Raw genomic sequence first — 13,583 nt, forward strand, 5'->3', positions numbered from 1 at the left:
CATCGTGTGAGGATCAGCGACAAAGCCGGCAGTGGGGGCCTCCCCGCCACCGGTCGTCCCCGCACCGTCGCGAGGAGGAGTAGCCGTCATGACGAACACCAGGACGCGGATCCCACAGGACCTCGACCGAAACCTTGCTCTCGACCTGGTCCGGGTCACCGAGGCCGCGGCGATGGCCGCCGGCCGGTGGGTCGGTCGGGGTGACAAGGAGGGCGGCGACGGGGCCGCGGTCGACGCGATGCGCAAGCTGATCAACTCGATCCAGATGCGCGGTGTGGTGGTGATCGGCGAGGGCGAGAAGGACAACGCCCCGATGCTCTTCAACGGCGAACACGTCGGCGACGGCACGGGCCCGGAGGTGGACGTCGCCGTCGACCCGGTGGACGGCACCACCCTGATGAGCAAGGGCATGCCGAACGCGGTGGCGGTGCTCGCCGTCTCCGAGCGGGGTGCGATGTTCGACCCCAGCGCCGTGTTCTACATGGAGAAGCTCGCCGTCGGGCCGGCGTACGCCGACGTGATCGACATCAACGCCGGGGTGGCGGAGAACCTGCGCCGGATCGCCAAGGTCAAGGGCACCGACGTCTCCGAGGTGACGGTCTGCGTGCTGGACCGGAGCCGCCACGACGACCTGGTCACCCAGATCCGCCGGACCGGCGCGGGTATCCGGTTCATCTCCGACGGCGACATCGCGGGCTCCATCGCCGCCGCCCGGGGCGAGTCGGACGTCGACGTGCTGATGGGCATCGGCGGCACCCCGGAGGGCATCATCTCCGCGTGCGCGCTCAAGTGCATGGGCGGTGCGATGCAGGCCAAGCTCTGGCCACGCGACGAGCAGGAGCGGGAGAAGGCGATCGCCGCCGGGCACGACCTGGACCGGGTGCTGGGCACCGACGACCTTGTCACCGGCGACAACTGCTTCTTCGTGGCGACCGGGGTCACCTCCGGCGATCTGCTGCGCGGCGTGCGTTACCGGGCGGGCGGCGCGTACACCCAGTCGATCGTGATGCGCTCGAAGAGCGGCACCATCCGGGTGATCGACTCGTACCACCGGCTGGAGAAGCTGGCGCTCTACTCCGCTGTCGACTTCGACGGTCGTCCGCTGGCCGAGCAGGAGTGACAGCCACCGACACCGCGACCCCGCAGACCCTGACGGCCGCCCGTCGGATCACCGGCGTCGCGCTGGCGTCGGCCTCCGGGGTCGCGGTGGCGGTGCAGTCGCGCATCAACGGCGAGCTGGGGGTACGCCTCGACGACGGTTTCGCCGCCGCGGTGGTGTCGTTCGGCATCGGCCTGCTGGTGCTGCTGGTGCTGGTGCCCGCGACCCCCGGTGGTCGGCGAGGGCTGGCCGCGACGCGGCGAGCCCTGCGGACGGGCACGCTGCGGCCGTGGCAGTGCCTCGGCGGCATGTGCGGGGCGTTCCTGGTGGCCACCCAGGGGCTCACCATCGGCACCTTGGGCGTGGCGGTCTTCACCGTGGCGGTGGTCGCCGGCCAGACCGGGAGCAGCCTCGCCGTGGACCGGGCCGGCATCGGGCCGACCGGTCGGCAGCCGGTCACCCGGCAGCGGCTGGCCGGTGCGGTGCTCACCGTGCTGGCGGTCTGCCTCGCGGTCGGCGACCGACTTGGCGACCCGGGCGCGCTGGCGCTGGCCCTGCTGCCGCTGCTCGCCGGGGTGGGCATCGCCTGGCAGCAGGCCGTCAACGGCCGGGTCCGGGCGGCGGCCGACAGCGCGTTGACCGCCACGCTGGTCAACTTCGCCGTCGGCACTGTCACCCTCCTCGTCGCGCTCGCGATCGACATCGCCGTACGCGGCTGGCCCAGCGGTCACCTGCCGAGCGAGCCGTGGCTCTACCTGGGTGGCCCGATCGGCATCGTGTTCATCGCGATCGCCGCCGCGATCGTGCGCTTCACCGGCGTGCTGCTGCTCGGCCTGGCCACCATCGCCGGGCAGATCGTGGGCGCCGTCCTGTTGGACCTGATCCTCCCCACGGCGGCCTCGCACCCCGGTGTGAACACCCTGCTCGGGGCGGCGCTGACCATGGTGGCCGTGCTGGTCGCCGCGCTGGCGCCACCCGCCCCCCGCCGCTGACCGGCCACCGCAGACGGGCCAACCGCACGCCGACGAGCCAGCCGCACGCCGGAGGTCACTGCGGCGGCGATTGCGACGGGTACGGCGGATCGGGCGCCGTCGGCGTGCCCGCGGGGTAGGGCGCGGGCGGATAGGGCCCGTAAGGCGGAGAGGGCGCATAGGGCGGGCGCGGCGGGTACCGGCGCTCGAACGCACGGGCCGGGTCGACAAGCCCCGCGATCCGGGTGGCGAGCAGCACGCCCGGCACCAGGGCCAGCAGAGCGAGCGCCACCGCGAACCGGGTCCGCGACGGGGTGCCGTACAGCCAACCGACGAGCGGCAGCCCAGCCAGGAGCGCGGTGAGCACGAGCCCGGTGAGCACCCACCCGATCCACGTCGGCAAAGCGCCCTGGTAAGAGGCTCGAACGATCATGGCCACCGCGGTGAGGACGCCCACCCCCAGCACGAACGGCGCGCCCGTGATCGCCAGGGTGTCGTTGTCGCGCTCCCAGGCCGTGGCCAACATGATGCCCGCCACCAGCAGTGCCGCGCCGCTGGCGATCCCCCACCAGCCCGGACCTCCACCACGGCGGATCGCCAGATGACCGGCGAGCGCAGCGACGGCGCAGCCGAGAGTCAGCGCCAGCGCGACGACGAGCAACAGATCCATCTCGCGGTCGCCGGGTCCGCCACCGGCCAGTGAGGGTGGATCGTTCCACGACACGGCGGACTGCCCCTCCTCGAAGAGGAACCCGTCGCGCTGCCACCCACCGTCGGGCAGGCGGCGCAGAAACCCGTCCCGGCCGTTGGCGACCAGCACCTCGTGACCGCCCTTGGCGTGGGGATAGACGACCAGATCGCGGGAGGCGAAGTGGCGCTGGACGTCGCCGGGGTTCGGCGACCGGCGGGCCAACTCCTCCCGCTGCCCGTCGGGCACCTCCCAGGCCACCCGCCAGGTCGCACCGGCGTCGTCACTCTCCTCGACCCGCAGGTGCCCGATGACGACCCGGTAGCAACGCCGGGGCTCGTCCGGAGCGCACGCCTGCTGCTGCCCGGCATCCTGGCGGGACAGTCGCTGCTTCTCGTCCTCGGTGGCGGGCCGCCAGGTGGTCGCGTCGTCATCGCTGACCGCCCACTGCCCGTCCGACGGGCTGGTCGGCCAGTCCGACGCGCTGTAGCCGCTGCCGACCGAGATCGCCGGGTGGCCGTCGAGCATCGCGGTGCCCACCGCGTACGGGTAGTAGATGGCACTGGTCGCTGCCACCGCCAACACCGCCGGTGGCAGCACCACCAGCAGCCGGACCAGCCGGGCGGTCCGTCGGCGCACCGGGCGGCGACGTGACCGCGTCCAACTCCACCAGGCCAGGCCGAGCGCCGGCAGGGTGAACAGGTCGGTCCAGTCGGCCCGGACCAGCGACGGCCCGGCCAGCACGGTCCAGGCCGAGGAGGCGAGTTCGGCTGCGTACCCACTGGATTTGACGACGGCGAACCCGGCGCCCACCGCGATCAGGGCGACCAGCGCGGCGGCCCGGGCCGGCAGCCGTGGCACCAGGAGGGTCAGCAGCACCGCGACCAACGGTGGGGCGAGCACCAGGCCGGCGACGTCGCTGAGCTTGCCGGTCAGCACGCCGGGGAAGGCCGCCTTCAGCACATGATCGTTGACCAGCAGCAGGATCAGCGCGGACAGGGTTCCGGGGTGGCAGAGCCAGGACAGCGTGGTGGGTGCGCCGTCTCGTGGTGTCCCGGAACCCGTCATCCCCTCAGGATCCGCTCGACCCGTATCGATCCGGACTCAGGTGGGCCTGGGTCCGATATCGTCGCTCAACCGGCGTCGGAGGAGTGCCCCGGGAACAGGTGGGCGCTCGGGTCGATCACCACGGCCGCGTTGTTGACCGCCGTCGCCGCCTCACCGAAGCCGGTGGCGATCAGCCGGACCTTGCCCGGGTACTCGGTGATGTCACCGGCCGCGAAGACCCGGGGCAGGTTGGTGGCCATCGCGCTGTCCACCAGGATGTGGCGGCGGTCCAGCCGTAGCCCCCACTCGGCGAGCGGGCCCAGGTCGGCGGTGAAGCCGAGGGCGGCCACCACGACGTCCACCGGCAGGGTCTCGGTCGCGCCGCCGCGCACTGTCACCTCGGCGCCGGTCACCGTGGCGTCACCGAGCAGCCTGGTGACCTCGGCGTTGACCACGACCCGCACCGGCAGGGAGAGCACCCGGGTGACAGTCGAGGCGTGGGCCCGGAACTTCTCCCGTCGGTGTACGAGGGTCACCGACCGGGCCAGCGGTTGCAGGGCCAGCGCCCAGTCGAATGCGGAGTCGCCGCCACCGACGATCAGCACGTCCCGATCGGCCAACTCGGCCGGCTCGGTCACGAAGTAGACGATCCCCGAGCCGGGGGCACCGTCGGCGCACGGCAGCGGCCGAGGGCTGAAGCTGCCGAGCCCGCCGGTGACCACGATCGCGCCGCACGCGAGCTGCTCGCCGTTGGCCAGGCCGAGCACCGGGCGGCCGTCGGCGTACGAGAGTTTCTCCGCCCGGGTGCCGAGCAGGTACTGCGGATCGAACGGAGCCGCCTGGGCCACCAGGTTGGCCACCAGGTCGCGGCCCTTGACGGCGGGAAAACCGGCGACGTCGAGGATCAGCTTCTCCGGGTACATGGCGGTGACCTGACCACCCGGCTCGGGCAACGCGTCGATCACCGCCACCGACAGCCCTCGGAACCCGGCGTAGTACGCGGCGAAGAGGCCGGCCGGACCGGCCCCGATCACGGCGACATCGACCTCGCGCATGGCGTACCGTCGCTTTCCGCTTACGGATCAACGCGTGCTGATCTCGACCGTAGGCGGGCGGCGACGGTCGGGCAAGCACGTCCCAGAGGCGCGCCGGAGAATCGCCTCAGGGCAGGCTGAGCGTGGAACCCGAGTAGTCCGGGCCGTCCACGGCCGGTCGCCGCCGACGGAACAGGATCGCCGCCACCACTCCGCCGAGCAGGCCGAACAGGTGGCCCTGCCAGGAGATCCGCTCGTCGGTGGGGAGGATGCCGACCAGCTGCCACCCGTAGAGCAGACCGACCAGGAGGAAGACCGCGAAGTTCCACCAACTGCGCTCGACGATGCCCCGGGTGAGCAGGATGCCCAGGTAGCCGAAGATGACGCCGCTCGCGCCGACCACCACCGAGTTGGGTGAGCCGGTGAACCACACGCCGAGCCCACTGACCAGGATGATGATCAGGGTCGACCAGAGGAACCGACGGGCGCCGGCGGCGAGGACGAAGGTGCCCAGCAGGATCAGCGGGATGCTGTTGCTGTAGAGGTGGTCGAAGCCGTGGTGCAGGAACGGGGAGAAGAAGACCCCGTCCAGCCCGTCGATGCGTTGCGGGATGATCCCGGCGGTGGCGTCCAGACCGAACGCGAGCCCCTGGTCGACGGCCTCGATGAGGAAGAGGAAAGGCACCACCGCGCACATGGCGACGAACGCTCGGCCGAGCGCGGCGTAGAACGCCTCGGTGCCGAACCGGTAGGGGTCGCCGCTTGACGGGTGCAGGGTCACCCCACAACTGCTATCAGCAAAAGCGGCCGACCGCCACTCACGTCCCGTCCGGGGTACGCACAAGGGCAGGGCGGGTGGGTGCTCCACCGCCCTGCCCTTGGCATGCCGTCAGTAGTGCCCCTTGTTCTGGAAGTAGGTCCAGGCGCCGCAGGGCGTCTTGTACCTGCCCTTGATGTAGCCGAGCCCCCACTTGATCTGGGTGGCCGGGTTGGTGCGCCAGTCGTCGGCGACCGAGCTCATCTTGCTGCCCGGCAGGGACTGTGGAATGCCGTACGCGCCGGACGAGGAGTTGCTGGCCTTGTGGTTCCAGCCGCTCTCCTTGGTCCAGAGCTTCTCCAGGCAGGGGAACTCGGCGATGCCGAAGCCCGCGTCGATCATCAGGGCGCACCCGGTCTTGCGGTTGCCGCTGTATTCGGCGCAGGACGCCGGGATCGGTCCGTCGTACGGCTTGGCGGCCGCGTTCGCTGCGTCGCGCTCGCGTTTGCGGGACGCCGCGGCGGCCTCGGCCTGGCGAGCCCGCTCGGCGGCTTCCTTCGCAGCCTGCTTCGCCCGCAGCTTGGCCTGGTACTCGGCGGCCCGCTGCTTGGAGAACTGCACCTGGTGGGCCGCGTGCCGCTCGCGCTGGTACGCGAGATCGGCCCGGTCGACCTCGACGCTGACCTTGTCGGTCAGGCCCTGTTGCTGGGTTTCCCGGTCTTCGCCCAGGTAGAAGCCACCGGCAACGCCCACGGAGAGCAGCGCTACAGCAGCCGTACGGGCGCCCAACCGGCTCCACAGCCGACTCACGAAGTGGTCCCTTCGTCGGGAGCAAGGACGTGGCTCGGCGCTGACCGCAGGTGGGCCGTCAGCCGTGCCACGAGCGCCCCGACCGGTTGCCGATCGCGCTGACGCACCGAGCTTCGCCGATGTCGTCCGTCTCGGGACGAACGATCACCAACGATTCTCGTGGTGCGTGGACGCTCGTGGGACACGATTGCGCACAGTGAGGCTGATGGGAAACCAACCAGGTCGTTTGTGATCTGGACCACACTTAAATTGCGGACGAAAGCCCACAAAAGGCTCGTCAGATCGGGATGTCCTCCAGGAGGTCGGTGACCATCGCGGCGATCGGCGACCGCTCCGAACGGCTGAGGGTGACGTGCGCGAAGAGCGGATGGCCCTTGAGCGCTTCGATGACAGCCGTCACCCCGTCGTGCCGGCCGACCCGCAGATTGTCCCGCTGGGCCACGTCGTGGGTGAGCACCACCCGGGAGCCCTGCCCGATCCGGGACAGCACGGTCAACAGCACCCCGCGCTCCAGCGACTGGGCCTCGTCCACGATCACGTAGGCGTCGTGCAGGCTGCGCCCCCGGATGTGGGTCAGCGGCAGCACCTCCAGGATGCCCCGCGAGGTGACCTCCTCCAGCACGTTCTCGTGCACCACCGCGCCGAGCGTGTCAAAGACCGCCTGCGCCCACGGCGACATCTTCTCCGACTCCGAACCCGGCAGGTAGCCCAACTCCTGGCCACCGACCGCGTACAGCGGGCGGAACACGATCACCTTCTTGTGCCGCCGACGCTCCATCACCGCCTCCAGCCCGGCGCAGAGCGCCAGCGCCGACTTGCCGGTGCCGGCCCGGCCACCCAGCGAGACGATCCCGATCGACTCGTCCAGCAGCAGGTCGAGCGCGATCCGCTGCTCGGCCGAGCGGCCGTGCAGCCCGAACGCCTCCCGGTCGCCCCGGACCAGACGCACCGACTTGTCCGGCAACATCCGGCCGAGGGCTGAACCACGGGCAGAGTGCAGCACCAGACCGGTGTGGCAGGGCAGCCCGGCCGCCTCGTCGAGGTCGAGCGTCTCGCCGGCGTAGAGCTGGCCGATCTGCTCCTCGCTCAGCTCCATCTCCGACATACCGGTCCAGGTCGGGTCGCTGGCCTGGCCGTGGCGGTACTCGTCGGCGCGCAGACCCACCGAGGCAGCCTTGACCCGCAGCGGCATGTCCTTGCTGACCAGGGTCACCTCCCGCCCCTCTGCGGCGAGGTTGAGCGCGACGGAGAGGATCCGGGCGTCGTTGCTCTCGGTGCGAAACCCGGGCGGCAGGACACCGTCGTCGGTGTGGTTGAGCTCCACCCGCAAGGTGCCGCCGACGTCGTTGGCGGGCACCGGGCGGTCGAGTCGGCCATGCCGGACCCGCAGGTCGTCGAGCATCCGCAGCGACTGCCGGGCGAACCAGCCCAGCTCCGGATGGTGCCGCTTGCCTTCCAGCTCGGTGATGACCACCAGAGGCAGCACCACCTCATGCTCCGCGAACCGGTGGAATGCCGCCGGATCGGAGAGCAGCACCGACGTGTCCAGGACGAAGGCCTGGCCGGCTGGTCGTGGCTCCTTGGGGTCGGCCGGCGCGGCGGCCGCCGAACGGCGGCTCCTGGTGGCGCGGCGGGTCGTGGCAGTCGCGGCCGGGGTCTGGTCGGCACCGGCGGTGTTACGGCGAGTCGTCACAGGCCTGCTCCGACGGATGGGCACCCGCCACCCGTGTTCCGCCTCCTCCGGTGCCCGGGGACACGGGGTCGGATGCGGAACCCCATGCGCGAGGTCGCAGATCCGGGCGGACCGGCTGGCTCGGGAGAACCCCGTGCCATGCCTAGACGCTAGCCCCGCCGGACCCTCCCGGCTAGAGGCCGAACGTGGATCTCCACAAGACGCGCTCGTGAACAGCGCGGCACCGACGCCCGCACCAGCCGAAAGGCGCTCTCGCAGGCACGGCGGAACCGGCCGGGATGCATGCCCCCTGCGCGCATCCCGGCCGGTGGGGCCACCGTCACCGGTCTGACGTGACCCCGACGGTGCGTGTCCGCCGCGGACGACGCACCGCGTTCGTGGCACCGGCCGGCGGGGTGACCCCGCCGGCCGACCTCAACCGGTACGTCGGACGAGCGTGCCGGTCGGGTGCCGCCCGGTGATCGGGGCGGCCGGCGCGCTGAACGACGAGCCGGTGTACGTGGTGCCGGGGCGGGCGACGGCACCGGCGGAGCGGACCACCCCCGCCGGTGAGACCGACAGGGCCGAGGCGATGGCTGCCTGGGCGTCCCGGCGACGCCGGTTCCAGGCGCCCCGGTCACCGTCGAAGTAGCCCTGCCGGTAACCGAAGCGGTAGCCGATGCGGTAGCTGAGCTGCCCGTGCAACCGCCCGGCCGCGTAGCTGGTTGCACCGAGCACCAGGACGAGGAACACCGCGAGAAACGGGCTCATCGGGCAGCTCCGGCCCAGCCGGGACGCCAGGTCATCGCTCCTCCGGCTCGATCGTGGTGGGGTCGGCGACGAGCAGCCGGTCCAGGTCGTCGGTGCTGACCTCCTCGACCAGTTCGACGCTGATCCGGCAGCCGTCCAGCACGACTTCGGCCACCGAGGACCGACGGATCTCGCCGCCGGCGTCGTAGACGCGGACGCTCAGCTCTGGGCAGCCGAGATGGGTACGCCAGGCGTTCCACTCGGCACGATCGCCGACGCTCAGCGACAGGTAGCGGCAGCCTCGGGCGAGGTAGAGGCGCCAGGGGGCGGTCAGCCCCGCGGCGACCCCCTCGGCGATCAGCCCGAAGGCCTGGGCGCGGGTGGCGAGCTCGGTCACCACGACCCCCCAGCACCGGGGGCGTGACGCATGTGAGCACCAATCGTCTCATGCACGTGACACACCGTAGATTGTCCCATGGACGTGACAGTATCAGCTTTTCGTCCGGTTACGTTTGCCACTACGTTCATCTATTCTGCCCGCGTGACACCCCTCAACAGTGGCACTGACTCGTTTACCGGAAACCCGAACGCCTCGTCACGTCCGCGTGACAGTGGCGAGGCGGCGCACACACCCGTAGTCGGCTGGCCGTACCGTCACGGAGTGACCGAGACGGCCAATGCGCGGAAGATCGCCTTCGCCACCTTCGTCCGGCGGGCCCTGGACGAGGCGCGAGCAACCCGAGCCTGGAGCGGCACCGAGGTGTCCCGGCGCACCGGCGTGTCCCGGCAGACCATCAACCGCTGGGTCCGGGGCGACTGGGCCAGCGACCCGGAGGCCGAGCGGGTGGTCGCCTTCTGTGAGGGCCTGGGGCTGAACCCGGCAGCCGCCTTCGCCGCGCTCGGTTGGGACCGCACCGCGGCCGGTCCACGCGCCGGCCAGGCCGCCCCTCCGATGGACCCCGACGTGGAGGCGCTGCTGCGCCGCCTGGTCGATCCGCAGGTGTCGGACGCGGAGAAGTTCCACATCCGCGAAACGATCAGATACCTCGCATACCGCCCAACGTTGCCGGTCGATGTCCGAAAAAGGGGCAATCAGGCAGGCTAGTTCCTCAGATAGCGAAAGAACGCCTGGTCAGGTTCATTCGTTTGCCTCCGGGGCTGCAACGGGCACGCTAGCGTCCCTATTCGTACTGCTTGGGCTCGTCATCGGCGGGGGGACGGGACAAGGCCGAACCCAGCCCTGCGGGACAGAAGGAGGGGTCTGTCCATGACCCTGAAGTGGTTGGCAGTCGTGGTCGCAACGGTGTCGGTGACACTGTGGGCGACCGGCAACACGGTGACCATGGTGGTCAACGGCGGGCAGCTTCCGCTGCTCGTCAACCTCTTTGCGCTCATCACCGCCGGCACCGCGGTCGTCCTGGCCGTCGTCGCCGAGCTGCACGAGCGTCTGAACAACCGAATCAGCGCGCTCACCGAGTTCCTGGTGGCACGGCTCAACGAGATCGAAACCCACACCGGCGATCGCAACACCGGGTTCGTGGAGGGCTACCTGTTGAGCCACGGCCAGGAGGCCGCAGTGGTGCCGTTCGGTCGGCGCGGACGAGGAGCCGCCGAACGCTGATCGCCCACCGCCAAACGGGTCCGCTCGGCCAGGAATGACCCTGGATCGCCGGGGTACGCTGACGCGCGTGCCGCCGTTGAATCTGGGCAATCAGCAGCCGAGAACCCCGTTGGACGCCGACCAGGCCTGGCGGATAACCGCCAGCCGGGCGGCCGGGACCGTGCTCTTCTTCGACTTCGACGGAACGCTCGCGCCCGTCGACGACGATCCGACAGCGGTACGCCCGGCTCCGAAGGCGTTGGCCGCGATCGAGGCACTCGCCCCGGTCGTGCAGCGGGTCGCGATCGTCTCCGCCCGACCCGTCGAGTTCCTTCGGGATCAGCTCGGTGGGCTCGCTGGCGTGGACCTCTACGGCCTCTACGGGCTGGAGCACAGCCACTCCGGCGGGGAAACTGTCACCGAACCGGCAGCGCTGCCCTGGGTGCCGACAATGGCCGAGCTGGCCGACCTGGCTCGGGCGGAGCTACCTCCCGGCACGCTGGTGGAGTACAAGCGGCTCTCGGTCGCGCTGCACTGGCGTACCGCCCCGCAGCTCGGCCCGACCGTGCAGCAGTGGGGGCAGGCGCAGGCCGACCGTCTGGGGTTGCGTTCGCAGGCCGGGCGGATGGTGCTGGAGCTCAAGCCGCCAGTCGACCGGGACAAGGGCATGGTCATCGGCGAGGCGATCAAGGGTGCCACCGGCGCCTGGTACTTCGGCGACGATGTCTCCGACATCAAGGCCTTTGCCGCGCTGCGCGCTCGTGCCTCCGCCGATCCGGATTTCCTCGGCGTCTGCGTGGCCGTGGCCAACTCGGAGACCGGACATGAGGTGGCCAACGCCGCCGACCTGACTATCGAGTCGCCCGCCGCCCTGGGCGACTTCCTCACCCGGGCGCTGACCCAGCTGCCCTGACTGACCCGACCGGCAGGGTCAGGCGCCGTAGCGGCGTTGCCTGGTGGCGTACGAGCGCAGGGCCCGCAGGAAGTCGATGTGCCGGAAGTCGGGCCAGTTGAGCTCGCAGAAGTAAAACTCCGAGTGCGCGGACTGCCAGAGCATGAAACCGGAGAGCCGTTGCTCGCCGCTGGTGCGGATGACCAGGTCAGGGTCGGGCTGACCCCGGGTGTAGAGGTGCTCGGAGATGTGCTCGACGTCCAGCACCTCGGCCAACTCCTCAAGCGTGCCGCCGGCGGCGGCGTGCTCCAGCAGCAGCGAACGGACCGCGTCGGTGATCTCCCGCCGACCGCCGTAGCCCACCGCGATGTTGACCTCCGCGCCGCCGGTGCGCTCGCGGGTGCGCTCCTCGGCTCCCTTGAGCGCCGCCGCGGTCTGCGCCGGCAGCAGGTCGAGCGCTCCGACGATGCGCAGCCGCCAGGGGTTGCCCTCCTCGGCCAACTCCACCACCAGGTCCTCAATGATCTTGAGGAGCGGGTCCAGCTCACTGGCCGGACGGCGCAAATTGTCGGTGGCCAGCAGGTAGAGGGTCACGTGCCCGACACCGGCCTGGTCACACCAGCCGAGGACATGCTTGATCTTCGCCGCGCCGACCCGGTGCCCGTCGTTCGGGTCGACGAAGCCCATCTCCTTCGCCCATCGGCGGTTGCCGTCGCACATCACCCCGACATGCCGGGGCACCGGCTTACCCGCGAGCTTCGCCGTGAGCCGGCGCTCGTACACGGAGTAGATAAGGTCCCGCAGCGTCATCACCTAGCAGCGTAGCGACCCTTCGGCCAGTTCACTGCCTCGGAGCCCCATCGCCGCCGCCCAGACCGATGCCGATCATTGCCAGCGTACGGGCGGTGAGACGTCCGTCACCCAGCCCCAGCTCGACCACGTCGTAGAACACCCGGTCGTCGCGACGGGCCGCCCGGACCGCCGCGTCCACCACCCGGCGTCGGCGGGCCAACCAGGCAGCTACCGAGCTGTGCCGCAGGTGGGTGCCGAGGCGGCGACGCAACCCGTGGGCGTAGCGGCCGGCCGCGCCCTCGGGCGACCGGGCCGCCGCCGACCCGGCCAGCGCGCCGGAGAGCAACGCGTAGAAGATCCCCTCGCCGGTGAACGGATTGATCAGCGACAGCGCGTCCCCGGCCAGCAGCGTGCGCCCTCGCCCCGGCGACGGTCGGTGCGTGGAGAGCGGCAGGTGATGGGCGCGCAACGCGGTCACGGTCGCCAGGTCGGTGCCGGGCAGCAGCGCGGCCAACCGGTCCAGCAGGTACGCGCGGCTCAGCGACTCACCGCGCAGCACCTCCCCGTACCCGACGTTCGCCCGTCCGTCGCCGATCGGAAACGACCAGGCGTACGCCGGCCAGCGCGCCTTCGAGGTGACGATGAGCTGCTCGGACGGGCCGGGCAGCGCCGGGGCGTACCCCCGGATGGCCAGCGCGAGGTGCCGGTCGGGGTTCTGCGGATGGCCGAGCGCCCGACGCACCACCGAGCCGGCACCGTCCGCGCCGATCACCACCCCGCCGGACACCTGCCCGTCGAGCACCACCCGGTCGGCGCGCGGCTCGATCTGACGCACGGTGTGCCGGCGCAACTGCGCGCCGGCGGCCACCGCAGCAGCCACCAGCCGTGCGTCGAACACTTCCCGGGGCACTGTGTACGCGGGCCGGGGCAGCGCCCGAGCCACCGCACCGCCACCCGGCGCGATCATGCGTAACGCCGGCAACGGCGCGTAACCCGCCACCGCCTCGGTCACCCCCAGCTCGGCGAGCACGTCCACCGAGTGCGCCGCGATCCCGTCGCCGCACGCCTTGTCCCGGGGGAAGTCCGCCCGGTCCAGCAGCAGCACGCTGGCTCCCGCCCGACGCGCCGTCAGTGCCGCTGCTGCTCCCGCCGGCCCCGCCCCCACCACCACCACGTCGAACTCGTCGCTCACCGCGCCTCCCTCCGGCCGACGCGACTGCTCCCGCACCGCCCCGACGATCCACCTGCGCCGCCCACGCCGACCGATGTGACCGACGCCACCCCGCCATCCTGCCCCCTGTGCGCCCGCGCAGACCGTTCCCCGCACTGGCACGTTTCCCGGCCGCCGTCTGGAGCGCGCGATCCGCGATGCACGCCCGCATGATCGCGCTGCTGGGGACGCGCGCACGATCGCGCTGCTGGGGACGCGCGCACGATCGCGCTGCTGGGGACGCGCGCACGATCGCGCTGC

At 71.3% G+C, this 13,583-nt stretch carries 14 protein-coding genes; 5 read left to right on the plus strand and 9 right to left on the minus strand.

From position 1 onward, the window contains the following. The first annotated feature begins 88 nt into the window (after window positions 1-88). Together glpX and V6U86_RS25080 are read left to right on the plus strand one after the other, a co-directional pair. Entirely contained in the window at window positions 89-1,120 is a 1,032-nt protein-coding gene (gene glpX, locus V6U86_RS25075; RefSeq protein ID WP_238661612.1) for a class II fructose-bisphosphatase, read from the plus strand. Continuing rightward, window positions 1,117-2,091, plus strand: a complete 975-nt coding sequence (locus V6U86_RS25080; protein ID WP_334507131.1) for a DMT family transporter — start codon at window positions 1,117-1,119, stop codon at window positions 2,089-2,091. Before glpX ends, V6U86_RS25080 begins: the two co-directional genes overlap by 4 nt. Window positions 2,092-2,146: 55 nt before the next feature. Here the strand turns inward: V6U86_RS25080 and V6U86_RS25085 are convergent, their stop codons facing one another. From V6U86_RS25085 to V6U86_RS25115, 7 genes are all read right to left on the minus strand, one after another. Then, the gene (locus V6U86_RS25085) at window positions 2,147-3,826 is read right to left on the minus strand and encodes a hypothetical protein (protein WP_334507133.1); all 1,680 of its coding nucleotides are present in this window, start codon (window positions 3,824-3,826) and stop codon (window positions 2,147-2,149) included. Between the two features lie 65 nt (window positions 3,827-3,891). Next, window positions 3,892-4,860, minus strand: a complete 969-nt coding sequence (locus V6U86_RS25090) for an NAD(P)/FAD-dependent oxidoreductase (protein WP_334507135.1) — start codon at window positions 4,858-4,860, stop codon at window positions 3,892-3,894. A 106-nt stretch (window positions 4,861-4,966) separates the two neighbouring features. Continuing rightward, entirely contained in the window at window positions 4,967-5,620 is a 654-nt protein-coding gene (locus tag V6U86_RS25095) for a rhomboid family intramembrane serine protease (protein ID WP_334507137.1), read from the minus strand. 108 nt (window positions 5,621-5,728) lie between these two features. Then, a complete protein-coding gene (locus tag V6U86_RS25100; protein ID WP_334507139.1) occupies window positions 5,729-6,406 on the minus strand; it encodes a transglycosylase SLT domain-containing protein in 678 nt (225 codons plus the stop codon). 277 nt (window positions 6,407-6,683) lie between these two features. Continuing rightward, window positions 6,684-8,099: a PhoH family protein gene (locus tag V6U86_RS25105; protein ID WP_334507141.1), complete on the minus strand. Its 1,416-nt coding sequence runs from the start codon at window positions 8,097-8,099 to the stop codon at window positions 6,684-6,686. 414 nt (window positions 8,100-8,513) lie between these two features. Further along, entirely contained in the window at window positions 8,514-8,849 is a 336-nt protein-coding gene (locus V6U86_RS25110) for a hypothetical protein (protein ID WP_030328854.1), read from the minus strand. 31 nt (window positions 8,850-8,880) lie between these two features. After that, window positions 8,881-9,225, minus strand: coding sequence for a hypothetical protein (locus V6U86_RS25115; RefSeq protein WP_030328857.1), 345 nt, complete (start codon window positions 9,223-9,225; stop codon window positions 8,881-8,883). Window positions 9,226-9,489: 264 nt separating this feature from the next. On the opposite strand from V6U86_RS25115, the gene V6U86_RS25120 reads away from it, so the two are divergent. The 3 genes from V6U86_RS25120 (at window position 9,490) to otsB (ending at window position 11,341) form a co-directional block, all read left to right on the plus strand. Continuing rightward, window positions 9,490-9,933, plus strand: a complete 444-nt coding sequence (locus V6U86_RS25120; RefSeq protein ID WP_130407314.1) for an XRE family transcriptional regulator — start codon at window positions 9,490-9,492, stop codon at window positions 9,931-9,933. A gap of 162 nt (window positions 9,934-10,095) precedes the next feature. Beyond that, entirely contained in the window at window positions 10,096-10,449 is a 354-nt protein-coding gene (locus V6U86_RS25125) for a hypothetical protein (RefSeq protein ID WP_334507146.1), read from the plus strand. A 67-nt stretch (window positions 10,450-10,516) separates the two neighbouring features. Continuing rightward, a complete protein-coding gene (gene otsB, locus V6U86_RS25130; RefSeq protein WP_334507148.1) occupies window positions 10,517-11,341 on the plus strand; it encodes a trehalose-phosphatase in 825 nt (274 codons plus the stop codon). A gap of 18 nt (window positions 11,342-11,359) precedes the next feature. On the opposite strand, the gene V6U86_RS25135 is transcribed toward otsB, so the two are convergent. Then, window positions 11,360-12,130, minus strand: a complete 771-nt coding sequence (locus V6U86_RS25135) for an isoprenyl transferase (RefSeq protein ID WP_334507150.1) — start codon at window positions 12,128-12,130, stop codon at window positions 11,360-11,362. A gap of 31 nt (window positions 12,131-12,161) precedes the next feature. Beyond that, entirely contained in the window at window positions 12,162-13,304 is a 1,143-nt protein-coding gene (locus tag V6U86_RS25140; RefSeq protein WP_334507152.1) for a geranylgeranyl reductase family protein, read from the minus strand. Between the last annotated feature and the right edge of the window lie 279 nt (window positions 13,305-13,583).

Source organism: Micromonospora sp. CPCC 205558, assembly GCF_036902955.1.
Lineage (GTDB): Bacteria > Actinomycetota > Actinomycetes > Mycobacteriales > Micromonosporaceae > Micromonospora.